Genomic DNA, 25,968 nt, shown 5'->3' with positions numbered 1-25,968 from the left:
GCGTCAGAGGCGGAACGGGAAGGGAGCTCCACAGGAGCGAGGGAGAATGGAGGTCCCGCGTCCCGCGACATTGCGCCTCATGTCTTTTTCCTCCGATTCCCCGAACTGGCGCTGGCTGCGCTTCGATCAGCTGTCGGTCCACGACCTGCACGCGCTGCTGCGCCTGCGACAAGACGTGTTCGTCGTCGAGCAGGCCTGCCTGTATGCCGACATCGACGGGCTGGACCCGCAGTGCCTGCACGGGCTGGGGCAGTCGGCCGACGGCATGCTGGCCGCCTATGCACGCGTGGTGCCGCCAGGGCTGAAATTCGACGAACCGGCCATCGGCCGCGTGATCGTCGCGCCGGCATGGCGGGGACGCTCGCTCGGCGGTGTGCTGATGCGCGAGGCGATCGCAGCGACGCGGCATGCCTATCCCGGTGCGGCGATCCGCATCTCGGCGCAGGCGCACCTGCAGAGCTTCTACCGCAGCCTGGGGTTCGAGACGGTAAGCGGCCCGTACGAGGAGGATGGCATCGCGCACATCGACATGCTCAGCCGCCCCGGCCCACCATGACCATCGGGCGAATTCACCCGCCGGGAATCAGGTGCAGCAGCGACAGCCACAGCGGCGCCGTTGCGACGAACACCACCGTCGAGATCACCAGCACCGCGGTCGTCTCGGCTTCCTGCGCCGCATAGCGCTGCGAGAACATCAGTGCATTGGCGCCGGTCGGCAAAGCCGCGGCGGTGACGATCACCGTCAGCGGCAGGCCGCGCAGCCCGAACACGAAGTAGCCGGCCAGCAGCACCCACGCCGGCATCGCGAGCAGCTTCGCGGCCGATATCCAGACCGCTGCCTGCGCGGAACCGCGGATGCCGTAGTGGGCCAGCGACATGCCGATCGCGATCAGGCACACCGGCACCACGGCCTGGCCCAGCATCACCAGGATCTCGTCCATCGCGGCAGGGATCGGCACGTCGAGCAGATTCCAGGCGATGCCGACCATCACCGGCAGCACGATGGGATGGATCACCGTGTTGCGCGCCGTGTTGAACAGCGTGCGCCACAGGCTGGCGGGCGCCGCGCCCGAACGCGCGACATCCAGTTCGACCAGCAGGGTCAGCACACTCAGCAGCGTCAGGGCGTGCACGCTGACGATCGCCAGGTGGATCGACAGCCCGTGCTCGCCGAACAACGCCGCCGCCAGCGGTATGCCGAGCTGGGCAGTGTTGCCGAAGGTCGAGCTGATCGCGCGCACGCTCGGCTCGGCCGCCACCATGCCGCTGCCGCGACGCTGTCGCCACTTGCGCCACGCGTAGATCGCCAGCATCCAACCGACCGCTGGCACGAAAAAGGCGGCCAGCGCCGACCACGGCATGGTGCCGAAGTCGATGCGCGCCGTCGTGCGAAACAGCAGCGCCGGCGCGAACAGATAGAAAGCGGTGTTCGACAGTGCCCGCGCCGCCTCGCCGCCGCCGAAGAACTTCGCCCGCCCGGCGGTCCAGCCGATCGCGATCACGACGAAGATGGCGAGCAGCTTGAGGAAGACGGCCGGGGTCATGGCGGCGCAGTATGCATGAGCCCTCCTGCCGCAGCAGGCGCTCAGCCCGCTGCAAGCTTGCGCTGCCCAGCCGGTTTGCATGCAGCATCAAACCGACCGGCTCAGTGGCTCACCGACGGCTCAGGGTTTCGCCGTGGCCTTCTTCGCCGCCGCCTTCTTCGCCGGGGCCTTGGCCGCCCGCGGCTCGAACTCGAACGCCACCTTGCCCTCCTTCTTGTCCCAAGCCAGGAAGGCCTTGAACTTGCGGCGCGTCTTGTTGGAGACGAAGTTCTCCAGCAGGCTGGTCTTGCCGGTTTCGAGCAGCTTGCTCATTTCCTCGCGCGCCACGGGCTGCTGCAGGATGATCTTGCCGCTCTTGAAGTCGCAGGTGGCATGCGGGCCGACGCTCTTCTCGCAGACGTAGCTGGTGCCGTGCTCGTACACGTGGGAATGGCACTTGGGACAGGCACCCAGCGACTGCTGACCGCTGAAGTCGACCGCCTCGCCGGACTCTGATTCCTTGCGCGCGTCCTCGCCGAAATCGAACTCGAGCTTGTGGTTCTTCAGCTCGTCGTCGTAGGCGAGCTTGAGCTCGGCGGTGAACGGCCAGCCGGCCTTGGAGCGGAAGCCCTCCAGCGGGCCGATCTTCCGGTCGCTCAGGAACTGCTCGACCTCGTGCAGCTCGAAGCTGCGTCCCCCGGGGATCTTGCTGATCGAGAAGCCGCAGCCCTCTTCGTTGCCGCTCTTGCCGGTGCAGGTGAAGCGGCGGTAGTTCTCCTTGACCACCCCGCCGCAGGTGGGGCACGGCGTCTTCAGGGTCGCGTAGTCGCCGGGGATGGTGTCGCGGTCGTATTCCTTGGCCTTCTGGACGATGCGCTCGGTCATGCGCGCGATTTCGTCCATGAAGGCCTCGCGGCTCAGGCGCCCGCGCTCCATCTGGGAGAGCTGGTATTCCCAGTTGCCGGTCAGCTCGGGCTTGGTCAGGTCCTCGACGCCCAGGCCGCGCAGCAGCGTCATCAGCTGGAAGGCCTTCGCGGTGGGGATCAGCTCGCGGCCTTCGCGCACCATGTACTTCTCGAGGATCAGGCCTTCGATGATGGCCGCGCGCGTGGCCGGCGTGCCCAGGCCTTTTTCCTGCATCGCCTCGCGCAGCTCGTCGTCGTCGATCAGCTTGCCAGCGCCTTCCATGGCCGACAGCAGCGTCGCTTCCGAATAGCGTGCCGGCGGCCGGGTCTTCAGCGCGTTGACCTTGATGTCGGTGTTGCGCACGGTCTCGCCGGCGCTCACCGGCACCAGGGTCGCGTCGTCTTCCTGCACCTCCTTGCCGTACACCGCCAGCCAGCCCGGCTTCACCAGCACCTTGCCGTTGGTCTGGAAGCTGTACTCGGAGCCTTCATGCTTGACGGTGGTGATGCGCGTGGTCACCAGGTACTCGGCCGCCGGGTAGAACACCGCCAGAAAGCGCTTGACGACCATGTCGTAGAGCTTCTGCTCGGCCTCGGTCAGGTTTTTCGGCGCCTGCAGCGTCGGAATGATGGCGAAGTGATCCGACACCTTGGCGTTGTCGAAGATGCGCTTGTTGGCCTTCACGTAGCCGTCGGCCAGCGCCTTCTTTGCATGCGGCGCATAAGTGCGGGTGGACTCGTCGTCGGCCAGCATCTCCATCGTCTGGCGCACCACCGGGATGTAGTCCTCGGGCAGCGCGCGCGAGTCGGTCCGGGGATAGGTCAGCACCTTGTGCTTTTCGTACAGCGCCTGCGCGAGCGACAGCGTCGTCTTGGCCGAGAAGCCGAAGCGCGAGTTGGCCTCGCGTTGCAGCGAGGTCAGGTCGTAGAGCAGCGGGCTCGCCTGGGAGCTGGGCTTCGATTCCTCGGTGACGGTGCCAGTCTTGTTGCGCACCGCCTTGGCGATGGCCTCCGCGGTCTTCACGTCCCACAGCCGGTCGGCCCGCATCTCGGGGTCGCCCTCGGTTTTTTTCCACTTCGTGTCGAACCACTTGCCGTCGTAGGGCCCGGCCTGTGCCTCGAAGGTGGCACGCACCTCCCAGTAGTCGCGCGAGACGAACTTGCGGATCTTCTCCTCGCGCTCGACGACGATCGACAACGTCGGTGTCTGCACACGGCCGACGGTGGTCAGGAAGAAGCCGCCGTCGCGCGAGTTGAACGCGGTCATTGCACGCGTGCCGTTGATGCCGACCAGCCAGTCGGCCTCGGAGCGGCAGCGCGCCGCGCTGGCCAGGGGCAGCATCTGCTCGTCGCTGCGCAGCTGCGCAAAGCCGTCGCGGATCGCCTGCGGCGTCATCGATTGCAGCCACAGCCGGCGAATCGACTTGTTCAGGCCACCCTTGGCCGGTGTCGCGTATTGCACGATGAGCCGGAAGATCAGCTCGCCCTCGCGCCCGGCGTCGCAGGCGTTGACGAGGTCGGTCACGTCCTTGCGCTTGATCAGCTTGACCAGCGCGTTGAGCCGGCCCTTGCTCTTGTCGATCGGGTTGAGATCGAAGTGCGGCGGGATCACCGGCAGGTGGGCGAAGCTCCACTTGCCGCGCTTGACGTCGTATTCCTCAGGGGCCTTGATCTCGACCAGGTGGCCCACCGCGGAACTCACGACGTACTTCTCGCTCTCGAAGTACTCGTCGTGCTTGTCGAACTTGCCGGCCACCGGCGTCAAGGCGCGGACGATGTCCTGCGCGACGGAGGGCTTCTCGGCAATCACCAGTGTCTTGCTCATCGTCTCTCAAAGAAATTTCTCGAAGCCTTCGATGTCTTCCGGAAACAGCTCTCCGGCTTCGGCAAACACGATCTTTCCATTCCGGCCGCGCACCAGCGTGACCGGCAACCCTTTCGGCTTCGGCAAGGAGGATGCCAGGGCCGGCGCCAGCATGGCGACCGGGAAGCGGTAACCCCTGGCCGCCAGGTACTCCCGCACCGTGGACTCCTGCTTGTCGACCGACAGCGTCAGCAATTCCAGCCCACGCTCGCGGTGCCGGCGCCACAGTGCATCGATGCGTGGCGTCTGCACCGCGCAGAACGGGCACCACGTCGCCCACCAGTACACCACCAGCACCTTGCCTGCCGCCTGCGCCTCGCCGTATTGCCCGCCGCCGACCAGATGCAGGTCGGGCAACCGCAGCGTTGCGCCCACACCAGGCATGGGCTGTGCCACCGCCCGGCCCGCCGCCAGCAAGCCGAGACACGCCAACCCGCTGCCCAGCCACGCGCGCCGCATCGGGTCGGGCGGCGTCGCGCATGGTAGCGGTTCGGTGGAGGACGCGTCGATCTTCATGGCTGGCTTCCGTTGTCGCGAGGCCCGCCTACAATGCCGGCTCTCGCGCACGCGCACGCACGCACGTGCGCGCTCAATTTCAATGTACCCAAAGTCCCTTATGACGCAAGCCCGGACGCAAGCACGGTCGTCTCCTGCTCCAACACGCCGCAAGTCCGCCACACCCGCTGCGGCGAAAACCGACCAGGCGAATGGCACCGACAGCGCCGGCCGGCGCATCCAGGTGCGGCGCTCCGGCGTGCACGGCAAGGGCGTGTTCGCAGTCATGCCGATCGCCGAGGGCGAGACGATCATCGAGTACAAGGGCGAGGTGATCACCTGGCCCGAAGCCCTGCGGCGCCACCCGCACGACCCGTCCGACCCGCACCACACCTTCTACTTCCACATCGACGACAAGCATGTCATCGACGCGAAGTACGGCGGCAATGCAGCGCGATGGATCAACCACGCCTGCGACCCGAACTGCGAAGCCGACGAGGTCGAGGGGCGCGTCTTCATCAAGGCGCTGCGCGCGATCGCCCCGGGCGAGGAACTCTTCTACGACTACGGGCTGATCATCGACGAGCGCTACACGCCCAAGCTGAAGAAGGAGTATGAATGCCGCTGCGGCAGCCCGAAGTGCCGCCGCACCATGCTCGCCCCGAAGCGCTGACGCCCCCGGCCGCCTTCGGCCACCGCTGGAGCACGGCGGCGGCAGGCCGGCCACCCCGCGGTCAAGCCCTCATCGAACACCCATGACCCAGCCGCATTGGCCCGCAGAGCGCCTGTGGGAGCAACTGTCGCCCTTGGCCCCGACGATCAGTGTCGAGGTGGTCGCTCGGACGGGCTCGACCAACACCGATCTGCTGGAGCGCGCCCGGCGCGGTGATACGGCGCCTTGCCTGCTGGTGGCCGAGCACCAGACGGCTGGCCGTGGCCGGCAAGGGCGCGGCTGGCAGTCGGCCCCCGGCGACTCGCTGACGCTCTCGCTCGGGCGGCCCTATGCGCCGCGAGAATGGTCGGGCCTGTCGCTGGCGGTCGGCGTCGCGGTGGCAGAAGCGCTGCACGAGCAGGTGAAGTTGAAGTGGCCCAACGACCTGTGGCTGGTCGACGACCACGGCAACGGGCGCAAGCTGGGTGGCATCCTGATCGAGACGCTGGCGCTGCCTTCCGGCGCGCCGGACCGCTATGCGGTGATCGGCATCGGGCTGAACGTCGGCCAGCCGGCCTCGCCCGACGATGGCCGCAATCGGACAGCGGCGCTGTGCGAACTCGACGGGCAGCTCACCGCACCGACGGCACTGGCACGCCTGGCGTTGCCTCTGTGGCAAGCCCTGCAAGCGTTTGAAATCGATGGTTTCGGACCGTTCGTTCAACGCTACGCAGCCCGCGACCTGTTGTGCGGTCGTGCCGTGCACACCACGCAGGTCGACGTGCCGGACGGCATCGCGGCAGGCGTCGACCCTCATGGTGCATTGCTCGTGCATACTGCCGCCGGGATACGCCGGATCGAAAGCGGGGAAGTGAGCGTGAGGCCATGCTGAGGCTCCTGGTGCTGGTGCTGCTGCTGGCCAACGTCGGCTACTACGCGTGGACGCAAGGCCAGCTGACCGGCATCGTCTCGGCGCCGCCGCACCAGCGCGAGCCCGAGCGGCTGCTGCAGCAGGTCAGGCCGGAAGCGATACAACTCGGCCCTCCCAGCGCCTCGCAGCGGGTGCAGCGCCCCACCGGCACGACGACCACCCCTCCCTGACGCCCGGGACGATCGGTCCGGGCTCTCAGCGAGCTGCTTCGCGGCGCCGGCTGCGTGCGGTCAAGGCGGCAGCCAAGCCCAGGGCCGCCAGCCATTCCCAGCCCAAGGCACCACCGCCTCCGTCGTCATCGTCGTCCGGCGGATCGCCGCCGCCGTTGTCGTCGACGGCATCGGCGCAAGCCTGGGTGTCCTCGTTGTCGACCGTCACCGCCTGCCGGCTCGGCGCGGTGTAGTTGGTCGGGTCGGCGGCAAACACCAGCGCCTGCTCGGCATCGAGGATGCCGGCCCCGCAGGTGCTGGTCGTGCATTGGCAACGGCCCGCATTGCCCGACGCGCAGGTGCCCAGATCGGGCGCGAGCACGTGCGGGCGCGCCGAGCGCTCGAGCCCGTCGATGACCTGATCGGGCGTCAGTGCGGTGGAGGCCTCGGCCTGCATCAAGGAGATCACACCCGCCACCACCGGCGCCGAAAAGCTGGTGCCGGCCACGGCGTCGTAGTCGTGCGTGGACGGACTGCGCGCTCCGGCGTTCGACGTCGTCAGCAGTCCGTCGTCGCCAAGATAGGGGCCGCAGATTCCGAGATCGCGCGGATCGCCGCCGACGGTCGACACGGTGACCGCGGACCCGAAGTTCGAGTAGTTGGTCTTGAAGCCGTCCTGGTTCAACGCCGCCACGGCAACCACGCCCCGGCAGTTCGCAGGGCGTGTGACGGCACCGCTTTCGTTGCCGGCAGCGGCCACCAGCACTGCGCCGCGTGCGCGTGCCGCGTCGATCGCGTCCTGGTAGGTGGCGCTGCACGAGCCGGTGCCGCCGAAGCTCAGGTTGATCACCTTGACCGGATTCGGGTTGGCCGGCACGCCGCTGACGGTGGCGCCGGCCGCCCAGCGGATGGCGTCCGCGATGTCGGCGACCGTCGCGCCGCACTTGCCGGCCACGCGTACCGGCACGACGCGCCCGCGCCAGTTGAGGCCGGCCACGCCCACCAGGTTGTTGGTTTGAGCGGCGATCTGGCCGGCGATCTTGCTGCCGTGCCAGGAGCTTTCTTCCACCGCGCAGTTGCTGAAGAGCGACGGGTTGCCATCGCGGTCGGCCTGCGTCACGTAGTCACCAGGGTCCGACGCATCGGCATCCCGGCCGTTGCCGTCGCCCGAGTACCCGACTTCGGAGACGAAATCGTAGCCGCCCAGCCACACGCTGGAGAGGTCGGGATGACCGAACAATGCGCCGGTGTCGAGCACCGCGACCGCCACATACGGCGTGCCTCCCACCGGGTCGCCGACGCTGCGATCCCATGCCGTCGGCATGCCGGGCACGCCGTTGCGCCCGGTCGCCACGGCCCTCAACCACCATTGCTCGCTGTAGCGAGGATCGTTCGGAACCAGCAGCCGTCGCTCCAGGGTGTTGTACTCGACCCACTCGACGTCGCCGCTCGCCGTCAGCGCCTCGGCGGCCTGTTCGGCCTGCTGCGGGCTCAACGGCCGGTCCCAGCCCACCAGATGCGCCCGTCCGACCGGACGTTCGATACGCGCGCCGGCCGGGGCGGCACGGGCAAGCTGGGCGGCCTGCGCACCGAGCACCCGGCTCAGGCGTTCGCGCCGTACCGGCTCATCGGCCGCGGCCGGCGCGCCCAGCGCCTTGGCCTGCTCGTGCGCCGGGTCGTCGCGCAGCTTGACGATGAGGCCGAACGACGGGCCGTCGGGCGGCGCGGCCTGAAGGGCGGTCCAGGGGGCGGCCGACAGGGCCAGAACGGCCAGGGCCAGACAACGGCGGGCAGCAGCAGACATGAACGGCATTATCCGGACCTCGACCGGCAGGTTCGTCCAGTAAGGGAGCGTGCACCGGGGTTGTTGCGCACGGATACCAACCCCGCGACAAAAGCCTGCAGGGCAACCGGTCACTGTGCAGCAAACCGCTTGCCTTCGACCTGCTCCAAAAGGGAAAAAGGCCCGAACGGGCCTTTTTCATGGACGTGAGGCGCAAGCGATACGTTACTTGGCCGCCATCAGGGCCATCGTGGTGTCCAGCATGCGGTTGCTGAAGCCCCACTCGTTGTCGTACCAGCTCGACACCTTGACCAGCCGGCCACTGACCTTGGTCAGCGTCGCGTCGAAGGTCGACGAGGCCGGGTTGTGATTGAAGTCGACGCTGACCAGCGGCGCCGTGTTGTAGCCCAGGATGCCCTTCAGCTCACCTTCGGCAGCCGCCTTCAGGATCTGGTTGACCTCTTCGACCGTGGTGTCGCGCTTGGCGATGAAGCTCAGGTCGACGATGGACACGTTGATGGTCGGCACGCGGATCGCGAAGCCGTCAAGCTTGCCGTTCAGCTCCGGCAGCACCAGGCCCACCGCGGCGGCAGCGCCGGTCTTGGTCGGGATCATGCTCTGCGTGGCACTGCGGGCGCGGCGCAGGTCCTCGTGGTAGACGTCCGTCAGCACCTGGTCGTTGGTGTAGGCGTGGATGGTCGTCATCAGGCCGGTCTCGACGCCGATCTTGTCGTGCAGCGGCTTGACCAGCGGGGCCAGGCAGTTGGTGGTGCAGCTGGCATTGGAGATGACGGTGTCGCTGCCCTTCAGCGTGTTGTGGTTGACGCCGTAGACGATGGTGGCGTCGACGTCCTTGCCGCCCGGCGCAGAGATGATGACCTTCTTCGCGCCACCCTTCAGGTGGGCGCCGGCCTTTTCCTTGGTGGTGAAGAATCCGGTGCATTCCATCACCACGTCGACGCCGAGTTCGCCCCACGGCAGCTCAGCCGGGTTGCGGTTGGCCAGCACGCGGATCTTGTCGCCATTGACGATCATGTAGTCGCCGTCGACGCTGACCTCGCCGGGGAAGGGGCCGTGTGCGGTGTCGTACTTGGTCAGGTGCGCGTTGGTCTTCGGGTCGCCGAGATCGTTGATCGCGACGATCTGAATGTCGTGCTTCTTGCCGCCTTCATAGTGGGCGCGCAGCACGTTGCGGCCGATGCGACCGTACCCGTTGATGGCAACTTTGATGGTCATGTCTCGTTTCTCCTGTGATGACAGTCAACTCGCTCGGCCGCCACGGCTCGCGGCGCCGGCCGCAAGCCGAGCGGCAATCCCTTAACGCTGGCGCAGAACCACGCGGACGGTGTCGGCGACGTTCTCGGCGGTGAAGCCGAAGTGCTTGAACAGCACCCCCGCCGGGGCCGATTCGCCATAGGTGTCGATACCGACCACGGCCTCGACGCGGTATTTCCACCAGAAGCCGGTGACGCCCGCCTCGACCACGACGCGCGGCACGCCGTCGGGCAGCACCGAGCGCTTGTAGTCGGCACCCTGGCGGTCGAACACCGTGGTCGACGGCATCGACACCACCCGCACCGCAATGCCCTCGACCGCCAATTGCGCCTGGGCATGCAGCGCCAGCTGCACTTCGGAGCCGGTGGCAATGATCACGGCCTGCGCCTTCTTCTTCAGGCCGACTTCGGCCGGCTCGGCCAGCACGTAGGCCCCCTTGGCGATGTCTTCGAGGCCCGTCTTCGGCGCGTACGGCAGGTTCTGCCGGCTGAGCAGCAGGGCGGTCGGGCGGTCGCGGCTCTCGATCGCGCAGGCCCAGGCCACGGCGGTCTCGGCGGTGTCGGCCGGGCGCCAGACGTCCAGGTTGGGAATCAGCCGCAGCGACGAGGCATGCTCGATCGACTGGTGTGTCGGACCGTCTTCGCCGAGGCCGATGGAGTCGTGCGTGAAGACGTGAACGACGCGCAGCTTCATCAGCGCGGCCATGCGGATGGCGTTGCGCGAATAGTCGCTGAACGTCAGGAAGGTGCCGCCGTAGGGGATGAAGCCGCCATGCAGCGCGATGCCGTTCATGATCGCGGCCATGCCGAACTCGCGCACACCATAGTTGATGTGGCGGCCGCCGTTGGACTGGCCGTCCTCGTCGAAGCGCAGCGCCGGCGTCGACTTGGTGTTGGTCAGGTTGGAGCCGGTCAGGTCGGCCGAGCCGCCGAGCAGCTCGGGCAACTCGGCGGTGAAGGCCTCAAGTGCCATCTGGCTGGCCTTGCGGCTGGCGACGGTTTCGGCCTTGGTGTGTGCGCTGACGGCCGTGTCGACCGCGACCTGCGCGTAGTGCTTCGGCAGATCGCCCTGCATGCGGCGCTCCAGCTCTGCGGCCAGCTCCGGGTGCTCGCGCCGGTAGCCTTCGAACAGCGTGTTCCAGGCCTGCTCGTGCGTGGCACCGCGGCCTTTGCCGTCCCAGGCGTCATAGGCGGCCTGCGGCACGACGAAGGGCTCGTGCGGCCAACCCAGCGCTTCACGCGTGCCGCGGATCTCTTCCGAGCCCAGCGCCTCGCCATGCGCCTTCGCGGTACCGGCGCGCGTCGGCGCGCCCTTGCCGATGATGGTCTTGCAGACGATCAGCGTCGGCTTGTCAGCGCTGTGCTTGGCGCGGGCGATGGCATCGTCCACCGCCTGCACGTCATGGCCGTCGATGGGGCCGATCACGTTCCAGCCATAGGCTTCGAAGCGCTTGGGCGTGTCGTCGATGAACCAAGGCGTGACCTGGCCGTCGATCGAGATGCCGTTGTCGTCGTACAGCGCGATGAGCTTGTTCAGCTTCCAGGCACCGGCCAGCGCACAGGCTTCGTGGCTGATGCCTTCCATCAGGCAGCCGTCGCCGAGAAAGACATAGGTGTGGTGGTTGACCACTTCGTAGCCGGGGCGGTTGTATTCCTGCGCCAACAGCTTCTCGGCCAGCGCCATGCCGACACCGTTGGTGATACCTTGCCCGAGCGGGCCGGTGGTGGTCTCGACGCCCGGCGTGATGCCGACTTCGGGGTGGCCCGGCGTCTTGCTGTGCATCTGGCGGAAAGCCTTGATCTCCTCGATCGGCAGCGCATAGCCGGTCAAATGCAACAAGGCGTAAATCAGCATGGAGCCATGACCGTTCGACAGCACGAAGCGGTCGCGATCCATCCAGTGCGGGTTGGCCGGGTTGTGGCGCAGGTGGCGGCTCCACAGGGCCACCGCGATGTCGGCCATGCCCATCGGGGCGCCCGGGTGTCCGGAGTTGGCTTGTTGTACTGCATCCATCGCCAACGCACGGATTGCGTTGGCCATCAGGGTCGTGTCGGCCATGCGGAACCTGTCAGAAGCACCCCCAAAAAAGTCTCATTCGAGCCGGTTGAACGGGGGTGCGTAGGGGTTGAGAGGAATCCCGGATTGTAAATGCGCCCCGATAATCGCCAGCGAATGGGAACCCGATTGAAACCTGAGGCGTGGCGGCACGGCCGCGACGCCTGATGAAAGCTCCATGAGCAAGAACCTGAAGGCCATCGTGCTGGCGGCCGGGCGCGGCGAACGCATGCGTCCCCTGACCGACCACACCCCCAAGCCGCTGCTGCCGGTGGCCGGCAAGCCCTTGATCGTCTGGCATCTAGAAGCCCTGGCGCGCGACGGGGTCGAGGAGGTCGTCATCAACACAGCCTGGCTCGAAGAGCAGATTCCCGCCACCCTCGGCGACGGCTCGCGTTGGGGCCTGAAGCTGCACTACTCGATGGAAGGCCGTGATCACGGCGGCGCGCTGGAGACCGCCGGCGGCATCGCGAAGGCCCTGCCGTGGCTCGGCGACTGTTTCTGGGTGATCTCGGGCGACATTTACGCACCCGATTTCCGCTTCGACGCACAGGTCGCGCAACACTTTGCCGCCAGCGAACGGCTGGCGCATCTGTGGCTGGTGCCCAACCCGCCGTTCCATCCTCGCGGGGACTTCGGCATCGGCGCTGGCGGTCTGGGCATGGCCGATGGTTCCGGCCTGGACGGCAAACGCTGGACGTACAGCAACCTGGCCCTGCTGCGCGCCGAATTGTGTGCGGGCATCGAGCCGGGTGCGCGTGCGCAACTGGGGCCTTTGCTCTACGAAGGCATGCGGCAGCGCCGCATCGGCGTCGAGGCCTACCCGGGCCGCTGGGAGAACGTCGGCACGCCCGCACAACTGGAAGCGCTGAACGCCGCTGCCGGCGAAGGCTCCCGGCCACCGCCCGAACCGAAGGAGGCGCCATGAACCTCGCGACCCTGGGGGCCCTGCTGGCGTACGTCGCTGCAGCGGCGCTGCTCGAGCAGCTGATCGTGCGCATCGCCAAGGCGGTGATGCTGGCGGCAACGCCGCTGTCGGGCGAGCACACCGACTCCTTCCTCTACGAGCGCTCGATCTGGACGCCGGGCGAGAAGGACCTGATTCCGTTGTGGCTTGCGCTGGCCGCGGCCGGCGGCCTGGCCTGGGCCGCCTGGAGCTTCGACCTCGGGTGGCTGTCGGGGCTGGCGGCGCTGGCCTGGCTGGCGGCGATCGGCTGGGACCTGTGGACCTGGGAGCGGGTGGCCGCCAGCGTCAAGTTCGTCACCTGGCGGCGTGGCTGGCAGCAGTCGGCTCGCCGCGTGCCGGTTTCGCACCTGGCGGAGGTGCACGTCCACGAAAAGGCCATGTTCGGCCCCTTCGGCGCCTGCTATCTGGCACTGGAAACGGACGACGGCAAGGCCGTCAAGCTGCCCCGCACCGGCGTGCCGGGCGGCTTGGGCAAGGTCGAGAACGTCGCTAACTTCGTGCGGCTGCAGATGCAGCAAGTCGAAGACCTGCGCCATCGCGTCGCCAACGAACGCAAGCGCGCCGGCAAGCCGCCGATCGACCCGTCCGAGCGCGAGTTGCGCGAGCGCCTGAAGGCGCTCAGACAGGCGCGCGTGCCGGACGCCGAGCCCCGTTGAACGCGGCCGGTGCGCCGGCCTTCACCCCTTCAGTACGCCAAGTCGATCTGATAGACCGCCGTCGTGCCGCTCACCTCGTGCCCGACGATCAGCAGCGGCTTGCCGTTGGGCGAGTCCGCCGCCGGCACCACCACCAGGCCCTCGGGGCCCAGGTCGCCGGCGTCGCCGTCGCGCGTGTTGAGGTAGGTCGCGAACACCGGCGCCGCCGGCGTGCTGATGTCGTAGACCGCGACGCCGCCGACGCGCTCCAGCCCGATGAAGGCGTAGGTCTTCGCGCCGAAGCGCGCGACTGCCACGCCCTCGGGTTCCGGCCCCTTGTTGTCGCTGCGGTTGTCGAGCGCGTTCTCGTCGTTGCCGGCGTTGAACAGCACGTTGGGCAGCGCCCGGGTGCGCTGCTCGAGATCGTCGCCCGAGTCGTACACCAGCGTGCCGGCCGCATCCCAGATCGAGAACGAACGAGCCCCGAAGGCATACAGCGCGGTGTGGCCGTCGGCGCCTGCACCGAGCGCCGCTGTCACGTTCAGGCGGCCGAGGCGGTCGTCGTCGGCACACGGGCCGCCGCACAGCGCATCGGTGAAGACGGCCGGGTCGAGCGTGAGGTCCTTGACGCGCGTCTCTTCGGCGAAGGTGTCGTATTCACGCGCGTCGCCTTCGTTGGCCGTGACCAGGTAGGTCTGGCCGCCGACGCGAAAAGCCGCGATCGCATCCGGCTGGTACATGCCGAGCAGCGGCCAGGCCCGGATGTCGACGCCAGCGTCGCGGTCGCTCGGGTCGAGGCCGTTGCCGGCGACGCGGTGGTCCTTGTAGCCCAGCGGCTCGATGGACTGCACCGTGGCCGACTCGACGTCGACGATGGCCAGCGCGTTGTTCTCCTGCAGCGTGACCCACGCGGTCTTGCCGTCGGACGACACCGCGATGTACTCGGGCTCGACGTCCTGCGCCACCGTGGCACCGGGGCCGTAGATGCGCACACCGGCGGCACGCAGCGCGTCGAGCTGCCCGTTGAAGGCCGCGAAACCCGCCGTGCGCGCAACGGGGGCAGCCGGGTCGCTGGCGTCGATCACGCTGATCGAGCCCTCCGGGTCGACGCTGTAGTCGGCATTGGGTTCGCCTTCGTTGGCCACCAGCGCCGTCCTGCCGTCTGCCGAGAAGACGACCATGTCGGGCAGCGCGCCGACCTGGACCTGGCCGAGCAACGCCAGATCGGAAGCGCGCAAGAAGGCGACCGTGCCAGGCTGCTGCTTGTCGGCGGCTTCTATGGCCACCGCGACGATGCCGCCGCGCACTGCCACACTGTTGATGCCGCCCAGACCCGCGCCGACCGCGTCGACGCCGAGCGTCTGGACCAGGGCCGGCGCGGCCGGGTCGCTCAGGTCGAGGACGTCGAGCGAACCGAGCGCACCGTTGACCACGAACACGCGACGGCTGGCGGCGTCATAGGCGGGGATCTCAGCCGCTGTTTCGCCTTGCGGCGAGGTGTAGCGCCCCAGCTCGCTGAGCGCCAGCGCGGTGGGTGTCGCCTCGCCTGCGTCGTCATCATCATCGCCGCCACCGCCGCAGGCGAGCAAGGCGGCGGTCATCACGAGCGTCAGGCAACCCGCGCCCCAGCGCTTCCACGTGGTGTTCATGTTTCTTCCTGTATCCGGCCCAAAAGCGCCCGATTGTTGGAAGGCCTCGTGACAGTGCGATGAACCCGAGCGCGGGTCCGGGTCGAACCTGCGCAGCGTGTGGCGCGCCGTCCCCGTGAGCTACCACGGTTCCGCTACGCCGTTGCTTCGGCCAAATGGTCGAAGCCGCAGGACACGCAATTCGCTATCGTCCGCGAGCGGCGGGTAACCATAAGTTACCTGCCTATCTTCCCGGCCGCTCGACGGGCAGCGACGACCGCAGCGGCAGCTTCAACCCGGATTCAGCAAGGCAAACGAATGCGAACAGCACAGAAGACACACAAGCCGTGGCGGCTGTGGGCCCTGGCGGCAGCCATGACGATCGGCCTTGCCGCCTGCGGCGGCGGTGGCGGCGGCAATGACGATGACGACGGCGGCGATCCCGTCGACCCCCCGGCTTCGGTTGGCACGGTGACGGGCACTGTCATCAACGCGGCCACCGGCAACCCGCTGGCCAATGCCTCGGTCACGATCGGCGAGTACAGCACGCAGACCGGTGCCGACGGCAGCTTCACGCTGCCCGAGGTGGCGGCTGCCGATCGTGCCGTCGCTCAGGTGGAAGCACCGGGCTACGCAGCCACTTTCCGGATCACGCCGGTGGTGGACGGCGCATCGCGCTCGATCACCGCCGAACTGCTGCCCGTCGCCCATGAGAGCGTCATCACGGTGTCCACCGGCGGCACGGCGACGGTGCCCGGCACCCCGGCCCGGGTGGTGCTGCCGGCCAACGCGCTGGTGGCCGCCGACGGCACGCCGGCCACCGGGCAAGCCAGCGTCGAGCTGACGCCGATCGACCCGGCCGTGAACGTCGACCTGATGCCCGGCGACTTCACCGCCAGCACGCCCAACGGCGTGCAGCCGCTGGAAAGCTTCGGCGCGATGCGGGTGGACATCCGCTCCAGTGCCGGCGACCGCCTGAACCTGGCGCAGGGCCAGACCGCGACCATCCGCATCCCGGTCGCCACCCGTTCGGCCACGTCGCCGAACACCATTCCGCTGTTCCATTTCAACGAGAGCACCGGGCGCTGGGAAGAAGAAGGCAGCGCGACGCTGGGCGGCAACGGCACCTATTACGAGGGGACCGTGTCGCACTTCAGCACCTGGAACGCCGACCGGCTCTATGCGTCGGTGAACGTGACCGGCTGCGTGCGCGACGAGGACAACCAGCCGGTCTCCGGCATCCGGATCGTCTCCGACGGCATCGACTACAGCGGCACGTCCAGCGCAACCACCAACGCCAATGGCGAGTTCACGATCGCGATCAAGCACAACGGCCGCGCCACACTGTCTTCGCTGGCCGGCACACGTGTGACCAATACGGTGTCGGTCGGCCCCTACACGGCGGCCACGACGCTCGGCACCTGCCTGACCCTCAGCAGCACCGCCTCGGCCGTCAGCGTCAAGCTGACCTGGGGCGCCGAGCCCGACGACGTCGACTCGCACCTCTACCTGCCCGACGGCTCGCACATCTGGTACCAGGACGAAGGCACGCTGACCGCTGCCCCGTGGGCCAACCTCGACGTCGACGACACCACCAGCTTCGGGCCGGAAGTCGTCACGGTGCGCCGCCTGATGGTCGGCACCTACCGCTACGCCGTGAACAACTACTCCGAGACCTACGACCCGGGCATGACGCAGTCGCCGGTACGTGTCGAGTTCAATGCCAACGGGACCCGGCGCGTGTTCACGCCGCCGAGCGGCGAGGCCGCCGGCAACGACTGGTGGACGGTGTTCTCGTTCACGGTCGACGCCCAGTGCCGCATCTCGATCACGCCGGTCAACACGTGGAGCCCCTCGGCACCCGCGCCGTCGGGCTCGTCGACGCCGACCTACTGCACGGCACCCTGATCTCGAGCGTGCGCTTCTGACCCGGCTCCTGGCCGAAGGTCAGGCAAGACAAGCGGGGCCCCACGGCCCCGCATTTTTTTGTCCGGCGCGGGCGTCACCGGGCCAGCGCCAGCGTCAGCTCGTCGATGCGGGCGAGCACCTCCGGCGCCAACCGCGGCAGCAGCTCGGCAGCCTTCAGGTTGTCGCGCAGCTGCGTCAGCCGGGATGCGCCGGTGATCACGGTGCTGACGCGCGGGTTCTTCGCGCACCAGGCGATCGCGAGCTGCGTCACGGTACCGCCGATCTCGCGCGCCAGCGCGTCAAGCCCGGCGACCGCCTCGTTCTTCGCCGGGTCGGTCAGTTGCTCGCGCAGAAAGCCCATGTGCTCCATCGCGCCGCGGCTGTCGGCCGGGATGCCGCCGCGGTACTTGCCCGTCAGCAGGCCCGAGGCGAGCGGGCTCCAGGTGGTCAGGCCCAGGCCGATGTCCTCGTACAGCCGGGCGTACTCCTGTTCGACGCGAAGGCGGTGGAACAAGTGGTACTGCGGCTGTTCCATCACCGGCTTGTGCAGGTGATGACGCTCGGCAATCTCCCAGGCGGCGCGGATCTCGTCGGCGCTCCATTCGCTGGTGCCCCAGTACAGCGCCTTGCCCTGGCGAATCATGTCGCTCATCGCCCACACTGTCTCCTCGACCGGCGTGCCGGGGTCCGGGCGGTGACAGAACACCAGGTCGACGTGATCAAGTTGCAGCCGCTGCAGCGAGCCGTCGATGGCCTGCATCAGGTACTTGCGATTGAGCGTGTTCTTCTGGTTCGGCCCCTCGGCCAGGCCCCAGTAGAACTTGGTCGAGACGATATAGCTCATGCGCGGCCAACCCAGCGCCTTGAGCGCTTCGCCCATCACGACCTCGCTGCGGCCGGCGGCATAGACCTCGGCGTTGTCGAAGAAGTTGACGCCGGCGTCGTACGCGGCGGCCATGCATTCGCGCGCAGCGGCCGTGTCGATCTGGTTGGCATAGGTGACCCAGGAACCGTAGGACAGCTCGCTGACCTGCAGGCCGCTGCGCCCCAATCGTCGGTATTGCATGCGTGTATCTCCAGTGCAAAGGAAAACCGCTCCCCGCAAGCCGTGCGGCCGGCTGGGCAGAAGCGGGCGCCTCGCACAGGCTAACGGCTGCCCAATCCCCCAATCGTCGTCTCGGCTTGGATCGCCCGCTCACAGGGCGCGTAGCACGTGCAAGATGCCCGCACAACGTACCCATGAGGGGGAGCAAGCACTCGCTCATCTCTTTTATATTCTTGTCCGCCATGGCAGCTTTGCCAATGGCGCGGCTGCGCATCTGCCGGCCGGATCAACCAAAAAACTCAGGGTCAACACATGAATCGAATTTCGAGCGCGCGCTCGCCGTGGACGCGGTGGGCGGGATGGCTGGTGCTGTCCGCCGGACTGGCGGGCTGCGGCGGCGGGGGCGGCGATGACGAGGGCACCGTCAGCGGGCGCGTGACGCATGCCGGCACCGGGCAGCCGGTGAGCGACGCACGCGTCAGCGTCGGCGACAAGCGCACCTTCACCGGTGCCGACGGGCGCTACCGCCTCACCGACGTGGACGAAACCGAGCGCGCCGTCGTGCACGTCGAGGCGGCAGGCTTTGCCGAAGCGATGCGCGTCACGGCGGTCGACGACGGCGAGACCAGCACGGTGGACGCCGAGTTGCTGCCGGTGGCCGGCGAGAGCCTGATCACCGTGGCCACCGGCGGCACGGCGACCGTGGCCGGCAGCCCGGCGCAGGTGGTGCTTGCGGCGAACGCGCTGGTCGACCCAGCCGGGCGCGCTGCCACCGGGCAGGCGACGGTGCGCTTGACGCCGATCGACCCGGCCGCCAACGTCGAGTTGATGCCGGGCGACTTCACCGCCCGCACCGATGACGGCGTGCGCCCGATGGAAAGCTTCGGTGCGATGTCGGTCGACATTCGCGATGCCGAGGGCCGCCAGCTGCAACTGGCCGAGGGGCAGACCGCCACGGTGCGCATCCCGGTGGCGACACGCGCGCCGGCCCCCCCTGCCACCGTGCCGCTGTTCCACTTCGACGAAGACACCGGCTACTGGGTCGAGGAAGGCACTGCCGTGCTGTCGGGAGACGGCACCTACTATGAAGGCACCGTGAGCCACTTCAGCGTCTGGAACGCCGACAGCCTCTACGACGCCATCGAGGTGACCGGCTGCCTGCGCAATGAAAGCGGCGAGCCGGTCGAGGGCGCGCGCGTGGCGTCCGAGGGCATCGACTACAGCGGCACCTCGAGCGTGCTGACCGATGCGCAAGGCAACTTCACGATCCCGATCAAGCCGAACGCTCGCGCCATCCTGACCTCGACGCTGGAGTCGCGCATGAGCAACACGCTGACCGTGGGCCCGCACGCCGCGGCGGTGACCCTGGAAGACTGCCTGGTGCTCGGCAGCGCCGAGTCCAACGTGAGCGTGAAGCTGACCTGGGGCCAGCAGCCGGAAGACGTGGACTCCCACCTGTACCTGCCGAACGGCGCTCACGTGTACTTCGAGAACGAAGGGTCGCTGACGGCCGCGCCCTGGGCCAACCTGGACGTGGACGACGTCACGAGCTACGGGCCCGAGGTGGTGACCGTGCGCCGCCTGATGGTCGGCACCTATCGCTACCTGGTGCACAACTACGACGGCACGCACACGCCCGGCATGACCGGCTCGCCGGTGCGTGTGGAGTTGAACGCGGCAGGCGAACGCCAGGTGTTCACGCCGGCGGCCGGTGAAACCAACATCACCGGCTGGTGGAGCGCGTTCGACTTCACCGTCGACGAGCGCTGCAACATCACGGTGACGCCGGTTCAGAGCTGGAGCGCAACGCCGCCGGCGCCTGCGGCCACGTCCGAACCGCGGTATTGCGAGGCAGGCTGATCCGCCTCCTGCGACGTGCCCACGAAGCGGAGCCTGCGGGCTCCGCTTTTCTTTTGCTGAAAAGACGCTTCCCGAGCGGGTGCCGCCTGCAGGAGAAAAGCCGCCAAAGAAAATGACGTCTGCTGCGCAGCTTTTTTGCAAGGCAGCACACTAGACTGACGCTACATCGGCTCTGCACATCCCATGGACCGCACAACCTACATTGCACGCCGCCAGCGAGTGGCCGACACGATGCGCCAGCACGGCGGCGGCATCGCGGTGCTGCCCACCGCGGCCGAACGCACGCGCAACCGCGACTCTCACTACCCGTACCGGTACGACAGCCATTTCCATTACCTGAGCGGCTTCGGCGAGCCCGAAAGCTGGCTGGTGATCGACGAGCACGGGCGCACCACGCTGTTCTGCCGCGCGAAGGACACCGAACGCGAGATCTGGGACGGCGTGCGCCTGGGGCCAGGCGCCGCCCCGGCGGTGCTCGGCGTCGACCAGGCTTTCGCCGTCGAAGCGCTGGACGATCAGATGCCCCAGCTGCTGGCCAACCAGGGCGCCGTGTGGTTCCCGTTCGGGGTCCATGAGGGCCTGGACACCCGCATCGAGCACTGGATCGCCACCGTGCGCTCGCGCGAGCGCCAGGGGCAGGAGCCGCCGCGCGCACTGCTCGACCTGTGCCACGTGCTCGACGAGATGCGCGTGATCAAGGACGCCGGCGAGCTGGCGACGATGCGCCATGCGGCGGGCATCTCGGCTGCCGCGCACGTGCGGGCCATGCAGCAGAGCGCGCGCTGGCTGCGCAGTGCCTTCGACGGCCGCTGGTACGAGTACCACCTCGAGGCGGAACTGCTGCATGAATTCCGCCGCCGCGGCGCCCAGTCGCCGGCCTATCCGAGCATCGTCGCGGCCGGCGCCAACGCGTGCATCCTGCACTACCCCGCCGGCAACGCCGAGCTGCGCTCCGGCCAGCTGTGCCTGATCGACGCCGGCTGCGAGTTCGACGGCTACGCCAGCGACATCACGCGCACCTTCCCGCTCGACGGCCGCTACACCGCGCCGCAGCGCGAGCTCTACGACATCGTGCTCGCCGCGCAGCAGGCCGCCGTCGCCGCGACGCGGCCCGGCGCGCGCCAGCGCGATGCCCACCATGCGGCCGTGCGCGTGCTGTCGCAGGGGATGCTCGACACCGGGCTGCTCGACGCCGACAAGCACGGCAGCGTCGACGACGTGATCGAACAGGCCGCCTACCGCCAGTTCTACATGCATGGCACCGGCCACTGGCTCGGCATGGACGTGCACGACGTGGGCAGCTACGTGCAGGAAGACGAAGCGCCCGTCGAGCAGCCCGACGGCCTGGGCGGGCGTGTCGTCAAGAAACCGTCGCGCGTGCTGCAGCCGGGCATGGTCGTGACGCTCGAGCCCGGCCTGTATGTGCGCCCGGCCGAGGACGTGCCGGAACGCTACTGGCACATCGGCATCCGCATCGAGGACGACGCGGTCGTGACGCCCGGGGGCTGCGAGCTGATCACACGGGGCGTGCCGGTGCATGCCGACGAGATCGAGGCGCTGATGCGCGCGGCCTGACGCAGGGAGGGTGGTGATGACTGCAATGGCCGGCGGCGAATTCGCCGACATGTTCGAGCTGGCGCCCGTTTCGCTGTGGCTCGAGGACTACAGCGAGCTGAAGCGACTGTTCGAGCGCTGGCGCGCCGACGGCGTGACCGACCTGCGCGAGCATCTGTACACCCACCGCGACAAGGTCGCCGAATGTTCGCGCTGCCTGCGCGTGCTGAAGGTCAACCGCCGCACGCTCGAGCTGTTCGGCGCCGACGACGTCGATCACCTGGTGTCGCAGCTCGACAGCGTGTTCCGTGACGACATGTTCGAGCAGCACGTCGAGGAGCTCGCAGCGCTATGGGACGGCGCCACGCGCTTTCGCAGCCAGACGGTCAACTACACGCTGTCGGGCCAGCGGCTCGACATCCTGCTCAATGCGACCCTGCTGCCCGGGCACGAACACACCTGGGACCGCGTGCTGCTGTCGATCGAGGACATCACCAGCCGCATGCAGGCGCAGCGCGAGTTGCTGCACAGCGAACAGTACGCGCGGGGGCTGTTCGAGCATTCGCCGGTGTCCTTGTGGGTCGAGGACTTCAGCAGCGTGAAACACCTGCTGGACGACGTGCGCCGCCAGGGCATCACCGACTTCCGCACCTTCATCGACGTGCATCCCGAGTTCGTCACGCGCTGCATGCAGGAGATCCGTGTCGTCGACGTCAACCAGCAGACGCTCTCGATGTTCGCTGTCGCCGACAAGCCGACGCTCCTGAAGCGGCTCGACGAGGTCTTCCGGGACGACATGCAGGCACACTTCGCCGAACAGCTGATCGACCTGTGGAACGGCAAACTGTTCCAGCAGCGCGAGACGGTCAACTACACGCTGGCCGGCGAGACGGTCAACGTGTACATGCAGTTCTCGGTGCTGCCGGGCCATGAGGCCACCTGGGAGCTGGCGCTGGTGTCGCTGACCGACATCACCGCACGCAAGAAGGCCGAGGCCTATCTCGAGTTCCTCGGCAAGCACGACGTGCTGACCAAGCTGCGCAACCGCTCTTACTACAGCGACGAGCTGAACCGGCTGGAACGCAAGGGGCCCTTCCCGGTCACGGTGGTCATCCTCGACCTCAACGGCCTGAAGCCCGTCAACGACCAGCTCGGTCATGGCGCCGGGGACGCGTTGTTGCGCCGGGCCGGCGAGGTCCTGGCAAAGGCGGCCGACCGCCCCGTCTGCGCGGCGCGCATCGGCGGCGACGAGTTCGCGATGCTGCTGCCCGGCACCGACGAGCGCGCCGCGCAGCACGCGATCGACAACGTGCTCAAGCTGGTCGAGTTGAACAACCAGTTCTACCCCGGCGCCCCACTCAGCTTCTCGATCGGGACGGCCACCTGCGAAAGCGGCGACCGGCTCGAAAGTGCCGTGGCGCTGGCCGACGCACGCATGTACGAGGCCAAGCGCGCCTACTACCTTTCCACCGGGCAGGACCGCCGCAAAAGGCGCTGACAGACCTCACCGCAGACCTTGAATCAAGGCGGCCGCGCCGCTGACGTTCCGGGCGCTGAACAGGGCCGAAGCCTCGTGTTGACGGGATTCAACGCTGCGGCGAGGCGTCGCCGACGACACGCTGCCGCGCGGGTGCCGGCAATGCGGCAGCCAGTTCCGCGGCAAAGCGTGCCTGCAATTCGTACGCACGCTCGACATCGGTGTCGATCGACGACAGCCGCACCAGCATGCCGTCGAGCAAACGGCCTCGCAGACCGGTTTGCAGCTGCCGCAGCCTGAACTCCCAGCCGTCGGCCACGACGGCGTCGCCGAGCACGACCCAATAGGTCAGAGGTTCCGAGCGACCGACCTTGTGCGCGTGCAACCGGGTGACCGGAATGACCTGACCGGCCACCGCCAGCTCGACGACGTGCCGGCCGTCGATATGAAATCCATTGGACGGATAGCAGGCGTCGGGCCGGTGTATCTCGAGGCCGACCGACTGTTCTCCCCCATAGGCAGCCGACAGCATCACACGCTGTCCTGCGGGGTCGACATACGTTCGCTCGAGCACCTGGTCGTACACGCCGTACGCCTTGTCGCCGCCTTCGGCCGGTCGCACCAGCGCACGATGAAGCTCGTCGACACGCCACGCGCCGACGGTGCGCGGAAACAGGTCTTCGAGCCGCTGCGACGCGCGGGCCTCGTCGATGCGCGCGGTGGGCCGTGCAACTGCCGCCAGCAGCGCTGCGCCTGCCATGGCGGCGGCCAGTCCCAGGGCCAGGCGGCGCGACCGGCTCATCGCACCTGCCGATCCGGCAACACGCGGCCGAACAACGCGTCGACGCCGACGATCGCCGCCAGCGCCGCCGCGAACAGCGCCAGCCCGGCGAAGCCGTGGATGAAGCCCTGCCCGGCCTCGTCGCCGAAGTGGTAGGTGATCAGCACGATCAGCAGCACCCGCACGACATTCGCGAAAAAGGCCATCGGCACCACCGCAACGCTCAACAGCACGTTGCGCAGCCAGGCGCCGTAGCCCATCAGGTTCGCGTAGAGCAAGCCCATCGCTTCGAGCGTGAACATCGTCTGCAGGCCGGCGCAGGCTTCCGCCACCAGCAACTGGTATTGCCCGGCGGTGATGACCACGCCCGAGCGACCCACCGGGTAACCGGCCGCCTGCAACAGCCAGGTCGCGATCACCGAAACGGCCGTTTTCATCGGGCCGGTCAGCTGCAGCACCAGCGAGTACGGCAGCGGGATCGTGAACAGCAGGAAGAACACCGGAAACCACAGCCGGCGCAGCGCCGCCCAGCCCTTGACGCACACGAGCAGGCTCGCGAACGCGAACACGAGCGCCGCCATTTCGATGCGCAGCAGTTGCTGGCTGCGAGCAAATGCGTAGACCACGAGCGCGATGCCGAGGGCCACCGCCGCGCCGCGCGAGCCGACGGTGGGCAACGCGGCGACATCTTCACGGCGGCGAAACAGCAGCCAGCCGCTGACGATCAGCGCGAGGAATTCGTAGCCCTGGCTGTAGCCGGCATAGCGGCCGTAGGCCAGGTCCCAGTACGTGGGCCCGAACAGCGCGCCCAGCCCGGCGACGACGAGCCACAGCGAGGGCGCGTCCATGCCGCCCGCCAGCCGAGACGGCCGCAAGGCCGCACGGTGTTCGAGGGTGGAGTCGGCAGCCGGTTGCATTTCGGGCTCTCGCCCCGGCCTCACTGCGCCGCAGACGCGGCAGCCGCAAAGCTGCCGACGTATTCGACGCGCGCGGCCTGGCGCAGACGGGTCATGCCCTGTTCGACCTGCTGGCGCCGGCGCTCGTTGAGCAGAAAGGCCTCGATCGCGCTGCGTGCCTGCGCACGCTCGAGCGGCGCTGGTTGCGCTGCGACCAGATGCAGGATCTGCAGAGCCGCGGGCCGAACATCGACCACCGACAGGCCGGGCGACGCTGCCGCCAACTTGTCGAGCACCGGCAGCGGCACGCCTTCTGCCGGCAGCACCAGCGGGCGGGCGTTGAAGCGCAGTCCGCGTGCGTTCAGCACGTCACGCAGTTCCTGTGGGCTGCGGGTCGCATCGATCGCGGCGACCACTGCGGCCTGCTGCTCGCCGGCCACTTGCACGGCGTACTCCTGCACGCTGTAGATCTGCCGCTTCGCGAACAGTGCGGGATGCTCGTCGTAGTAGCGCTCGACCTCGTCCGTGCTGGCCGCCGTGGCCCGTTCGGCCAGCCGGTCCTGCCAGGCACGGGCAAGCGCCTCGCGCTTGGCCGCCTCGATGGACTGGATCACGTCGGGCGCCGTTTCCAGCCCCGCCTCACGGGCCGCCTGCGCCGCGAGTTCCTGCTCGACGAGGTTGTCCAGCGCCTTGCGCCCGGCCGCTTCGCGGTGCTCGGCCACCAGCCGCGGGTTGCGCCTGAGCACCAGTTGCACCTGGTGCACCGAGATCTCGCCGTCGTTCACCTTGGCCGCGACCTGCGTCGGCTGAGCGGGCTTGGTGCCGCCGCCGCAGGCGGCGAGCAGGGCCAGGCTCAGCAACATCAGGCCCGTCAATACCGGGCGGGAAACGACGCGTGCGATGGCAGGCATGGGCAGCGGATCCGTGGAAAGACGAACGGCCGGGACTGAGCGCAGTGCCCAGTCGCGGCCGCGTGGAACGAAGTGGCGCGAAACCGAGGATCAGCGCGACTTGCGACGCCGGGCGGCGAAGCCGACACCGAGCAGGCCGAGTGCGGCCATGGCGTAGACCTCTGGCTCGGGTGCGGGCGAAGCGATGGCGTGCAGTGCACCCACATAGGAGCCGCCGAAGGCGCCGGGCGCGCTCCCGCTCACGGTCATGGTGTAGGACCCGGCCAGCAGATTGCTGAAAGTGAAGCCGTTGGACGGGTCGAAGTCGACCAGATCGCCGGACAGGCTTTCACCGCTCAGGCTGACCGAGGCCACGTTGACGTTGTAGAGCTTGCCCAAATCGAGCTCGAGCGTGCCGCCCACGACTCCCGACGTCCCATCTACCTCGAAGGTGTAGTAGTCGGTAAAGCTCGCCAGGGTGCGGCCGAACGAGTTGCCGAACCAGGTCCAGGCCGAGCCAATCAGGCCGAGGTCGTCGGCATGCGCCGCAGGCGCGAGACCGACGCCCGCAAACGCGACCACGGTGGACGCAACGATCGATTTGAACTTCATGAAGCCTCTCCCTTTGAGGAACGAACGAGGGCGGTGAATGTGCAACGGATAGTAAATGCCTTCCCCTTTCGTAGCGCCCCCCG

General features: G+C 68.1%; 22 protein-coding genes. 10 read left to right on the top strand and 12 right to left on the bottom strand.

Going from position 1 to position 25,968, the window contains the following annotated elements; all coding sequences use genetic code 11:
* Positions 1-79 precede the first annotated feature (79 nt).
* Positions 80-556 (top strand): GNAT family N-acetyltransferase, encoded by a 477-nt coding sequence (locus tag M8A51_RS07040; RefSeq protein WP_251777482.1) that lies wholly within the window; start codon positions 80-82, stop codon positions 554-556.
* A gap of 13 nt (positions 557-569) precedes the next feature.
* Here the strand turns inward: M8A51_RS07040 and M8A51_RS07035 are convergent, their stop codons facing one another.
* From M8A51_RS07035 to M8A51_RS07025, 3 genes are all read right to left on the bottom strand, one after another.
* Positions 570-1,544, bottom strand: coding sequence for an AEC family transporter (locus M8A51_RS07035; protein WP_251777481.1), 975 nt, complete (start codon positions 1,542-1,544; stop codon positions 570-572).
* Between the two features lie 120 nt (positions 1,545-1,664).
* Positions 1,665-4,253 carry a DNA topoisomerase III gene (locus tag M8A51_RS07030; protein WP_251777480.1) on the bottom strand — a complete coding sequence of 863 codons (2,589 nt, stop codon included), beginning with the start codon at positions 4,251-4,253 and terminating at the stop codon, positions 1,665-1,667.
* A 6-nt stretch (positions 4,254-4,259) separates the two neighbouring features.
* The gene (locus M8A51_RS07025) at positions 4,260-4,808 is read right to left on the bottom strand and encodes a TlpA family protein disulfide reductase (protein WP_251777479.1); all 549 of its coding nucleotides are present in this window, start codon (positions 4,806-4,808) and stop codon (positions 4,260-4,262) included.
* Positions 4,809-4,908: 100 nt separating this feature from the next.
* Between M8A51_RS07025 and M8A51_RS07020 the strand changes: the two genes are divergently transcribed.
* From M8A51_RS07020 to M8A51_RS07010, 3 genes are all read left to right on the top strand, one after another.
* Complete coding sequence (locus tag M8A51_RS07020; protein WP_251777478.1) at positions 4,909-5,460, top strand: SET domain-containing protein; 552 nt, start codon at positions 4,909-4,911, stop codon at positions 5,458-5,460.
* A gap of 82 nt (positions 5,461-5,542) precedes the next feature.
* Positions 5,543-6,331: a biotin--[acetyl-CoA-carboxylase] ligase gene (locus M8A51_RS07015; RefSeq protein WP_251777477.1), complete on the top strand. Its 789-nt coding sequence runs from the start codon at positions 5,543-5,545 to the stop codon at positions 6,329-6,331.
* A complete protein-coding gene (locus M8A51_RS07010) occupies positions 6,325-6,540 on the top strand; it encodes a hypothetical protein (RefSeq protein ID WP_251777476.1) in 216 nt (71 codons plus the stop codon). The genes M8A51_RS07015 and M8A51_RS07010 overlap by 7 nt, the downstream gene beginning before the upstream one ends.
* Positions 6,541-6,565: 25 nt before the next feature.
* On the opposite strand, the gene M8A51_RS07005 is transcribed toward M8A51_RS07010, so the two are convergent.
* From M8A51_RS07005 to tkt, 3 genes are all read right to left on the bottom strand, one after another.
* Positions 6,566-8,323: a S8 family peptidase gene (locus tag M8A51_RS07005; RefSeq protein ID WP_251777475.1), complete on the bottom strand. Its 1,758-nt coding sequence runs from the start codon at positions 8,321-8,323 to the stop codon at positions 6,566-6,568.
* A 204-nt stretch (positions 8,324-8,527) separates the two neighbouring features.
* Positions 8,528-9,538, bottom strand: a complete 1,011-nt coding sequence (gene gap / locus M8A51_RS07000; RefSeq protein WP_251777474.1) for a type I glyceraldehyde-3-phosphate dehydrogenase — start codon at positions 9,536-9,538, stop codon at positions 8,528-8,530.
* Positions 9,539-9,619: 81 nt separating this feature from the next.
* Complete coding sequence (gene tkt / locus M8A51_RS06995) at positions 9,620-11,635, bottom strand: transketolase (protein WP_251777473.1); 2,016 nt, start codon at positions 11,633-11,635, stop codon at positions 9,620-9,622.
* Positions 11,636-11,810: 175 nt separating this feature from the next.
* Between tkt and murU the strand changes: the two genes are divergently transcribed.
* Positions 11,811-12,560: an N-acetylmuramate alpha-1-phosphate uridylyltransferase MurU gene (gene murU, locus M8A51_RS06990; RefSeq protein ID WP_280926011.1), complete on the top strand. Its 750-nt coding sequence runs from the start codon at positions 11,811-11,813 to the stop codon at positions 12,558-12,560.
* Positions 12,557-13,255, top strand: a complete 699-nt coding sequence (locus M8A51_RS06985; RefSeq protein ID WP_251777472.1) for a hypothetical protein — start codon at positions 12,557-12,559, stop codon at positions 13,253-13,255. Before murU ends, M8A51_RS06985 begins: the two co-directional genes overlap by 4 nt.
* Positions 13,256-13,284: 29 nt before the next feature.
* On the opposite strand, the gene M8A51_RS06980 is transcribed toward M8A51_RS06985, so the two are convergent.
* A complete protein-coding gene (locus tag M8A51_RS06980; RefSeq protein ID WP_251777471.1) occupies positions 13,285-14,883 on the bottom strand; it encodes a choice-of-anchor I family protein in 1,599 nt (532 codons plus the stop codon).
* Positions 14,884-15,237: 354 nt separating this feature from the next.
* On the opposite strand from M8A51_RS06980, the gene M8A51_RS06975 reads away from it, so the two are divergent.
* A complete protein-coding gene (locus M8A51_RS06975) occupies positions 15,238-16,770 on the top strand; it encodes a carboxypeptidase regulatory-like domain-containing protein (protein WP_251777470.1) in 1,533 nt (510 codons plus the stop codon).
* A gap of 94 nt (positions 16,771-16,864) precedes the next feature.
* Here M8A51_RS06975 and M8A51_RS06970 read toward each other — a convergent pair whose 3' ends face one another.
* Positions 16,865-17,836 (bottom strand): potassium channel beta subunit family protein, encoded by a 972-nt coding sequence (locus M8A51_RS06970; protein ID WP_251777469.1) that lies wholly within the window; start codon positions 17,834-17,836, stop codon positions 16,865-16,867.
* 291 nt (positions 17,837-18,127) lie between these two features.
* Between M8A51_RS06970 and M8A51_RS06965 the strand changes: the two genes are divergently transcribed.
* The 3 genes from M8A51_RS06965 (at position 18,128) to M8A51_RS06955 (ending at position 22,727) form a co-directional block, all read left to right on the top strand.
* Positions 18,128-19,675, top strand: coding sequence for a carboxypeptidase regulatory-like domain-containing protein (locus tag M8A51_RS06965; RefSeq protein WP_251777468.1), 1,548 nt, complete (start codon positions 18,128-18,130; stop codon positions 19,673-19,675).
* Positions 19,676-19,858: 183 nt separating this feature from the next.
* Complete coding sequence (locus tag M8A51_RS06960; RefSeq protein ID WP_251777467.1) at positions 19,859-21,250, top strand: aminopeptidase P N-terminal domain-containing protein; 1,392 nt, start codon at positions 19,859-19,861, stop codon at positions 21,248-21,250.
* Positions 21,251-21,266: 16 nt separating this feature from the next.
* On the top strand, positions 21,267-22,727 hold the full coding sequence (locus M8A51_RS06955) for a sensor domain-containing diguanylate cyclase (protein ID WP_251777466.1): 1,461 nt from the start codon (positions 21,267-21,269) through the stop codon (positions 22,725-22,727).
* Between the two features lie 88 nt (positions 22,728-22,815).
* Here the strand turns inward: M8A51_RS06955 and epsI are convergent, their stop codons facing one another.
* The 4 genes from epsI to M8A51_RS06935 form a co-directional block, all read right to left on the bottom strand.
* Complete coding sequence (gene epsI, locus M8A51_RS06950) at positions 22,816-23,508, bottom strand: exosortase-associated protein EpsI, B-type (protein ID WP_251777465.1); 693 nt, start codon at positions 23,506-23,508, stop codon at positions 22,816-22,818.
* Positions 23,505-24,404: an exosortase B gene (gene xrtB, locus M8A51_RS06945; RefSeq protein ID WP_251777464.1), complete on the bottom strand. Its 900-nt coding sequence runs from the start codon at positions 24,402-24,404 to the stop codon at positions 23,505-23,507. Before xrtB ends, epsI begins: the two co-directional genes overlap by 4 nt.
* A 20-nt stretch (positions 24,405-24,424) precedes the next feature.
* Entirely contained in the window at positions 24,425-25,294 is an 870-nt protein-coding gene (locus tag M8A51_RS06940; RefSeq protein ID WP_251777463.1) for an EpsD family peptidyl-prolyl cis-trans isomerase, read from the bottom strand.
* Between the two features lie 90 nt (positions 25,295-25,384).
* On the bottom strand, positions 25,385-25,885 hold the full coding sequence (locus M8A51_RS06935; protein ID WP_251777462.1) for an FxDxF family PEP-CTERM protein: 501 nt from the start codon (positions 25,883-25,885) through the stop codon (positions 25,385-25,387).
* Positions 25,886-25,968: the final 83 nt, after the last annotated feature.

Origin of the sequence: Caldimonas mangrovi, from assembly GCF_023721835.1 — a bacterium.
Lineage (GTDB): Bacteria > Pseudomonadota > Gammaproteobacteria > Burkholderiales > Burkholderiaceae_C > Caldimonas > Caldimonas mangrovi.
The sequence above is the reverse complement of the archived record's forward strand: the minus strand, read 5'-3'. Positions and strand labels throughout refer to the sequence as shown.

Bases quoted from the DNA above. Each gene is read 5' to 3' on its own strand.
- M8A51_RS07040 (WP_251777482.1), top strand. From the start codon at position 80: ATGTCTTTTTCCTCCGATTCCCCGAACTGGCGCTGGCTGCGCTTCGAT.
- M8A51_RS07035 (WP_251777481.1), bottom strand. From the start codon at position 1,544: ATGACCCCGGCCGTCTTCCTCAAGCTGCTCGCCATCTTCGTCGTGATC.
- M8A51_RS07030 (WP_251777480.1), bottom strand. From the start codon at position 4,253: ATGAGCAAGACACTGGTGATTGCCGAGAAGCCCTCCGTCGCGCAGGAC.
- M8A51_RS07025 (WP_251777479.1), bottom strand. From the start codon at position 4,808: ATGAAGATCGACGCGTCCTCCACCGAACCGCTACCATGCGCGACGCCG.
- M8A51_RS07020 (WP_251777478.1), top strand. From the start codon at position 4,909: ATGACGCAAGCCCGGACGCAAGCACGGTCGTCTCCTGCTCCAACACGC.
- M8A51_RS07015 (WP_251777477.1), top strand. From the start codon at position 5,543: ATGACCCAGCCGCATTGGCCCGCAGAGCGCCTGTGGGAGCAACTGTCG.
- M8A51_RS07010 (WP_251777476.1), top strand. From the start codon at position 6,325: ATGCTGAGGCTCCTGGTGCTGGTGCTGCTGCTGGCCAACGTCGGCTAC.
- M8A51_RS07005 (WP_251777475.1), bottom strand. From the start codon at position 8,323: ATGTCTGCTGCTGCCCGCCGTTGTCTGGCCCTGGCCGTTCTGGCCCTG.
- gap (WP_251777474.1), bottom strand. From the start codon at position 9,538: ATGACCATCAAAGTTGCCATCAACGGGTACGGTCGCATCGGCCGCAAC.
- tkt (WP_251777473.1), bottom strand. From the start codon at position 11,635: ATGGCCGACACGACCCTGATGGCCAACGCAATCCGTGCGTTGGCGATG.
- murU (WP_280926011.1), top strand. From the start codon at position 11,811: ATGAGCAAGAACCTGAAGGCCATCGTGCTGGCGGCCGGGCGCGGCGAA.
- M8A51_RS06985 (WP_251777472.1), top strand. From the start codon at position 12,557: ATGAACCTCGCGACCCTGGGGGCCCTGCTGGCGTACGTCGCTGCAGCG.
- M8A51_RS06980 (WP_251777471.1), bottom strand. From the start codon at position 14,883: ATGAACACCACGTGGAAGCGCTGGGGCGCGGGTTGCCTGACGCTCGTG.
- M8A51_RS06975 (WP_251777470.1), top strand. From the start codon at position 15,238: ATGACGATCGGCCTTGCCGCCTGCGGCGGCGGTGGCGGCGGCAATGAC.
- M8A51_RS06970 (WP_251777469.1), bottom strand. From the start codon at position 17,836: ATGCAATACCGACGATTGGGGCGCAGCGGCCTGCAGGTCAGCGAGCTG.
- M8A51_RS06965 (WP_251777468.1), top strand. From the start codon at position 18,128: ATGAATCGAATTTCGAGCGCGCGCTCGCCGTGGACGCGGTGGGCGGGA.
- M8A51_RS06960 (WP_251777467.1), top strand. From the start codon at position 19,859: ATGGACCGCACAACCTACATTGCACGCCGCCAGCGAGTGGCCGACACG.
- M8A51_RS06955 (WP_251777466.1), top strand. From the start codon at position 21,267: ATGACTGCAATGGCCGGCGGCGAATTCGCCGACATGTTCGAGCTGGCG.
- epsI (WP_251777465.1), bottom strand. From the start codon at position 23,508: ATGAGCCGGTCGCGCCGCCTGGCCCTGGGACTGGCCGCCGCCATGGCA.
- xrtB (WP_251777464.1), bottom strand. From the start codon at position 24,404: ATGCAACCGGCTGCCGACTCCACCCTCGAACACCGTGCGGCCTTGCGG.
- M8A51_RS06940 (WP_251777463.1), bottom strand. From the start codon at position 25,294: ATGCCTGCCATCGCACGCGTCGTTTCCCGCCCGGTATTGACGGGCCTG.
- M8A51_RS06935 (WP_251777462.1), bottom strand. From the start codon at position 25,885: ATGAAGTTCAAATCGATCGTTGCGTCCACCGTGGTCGCGTTTGCGGGC.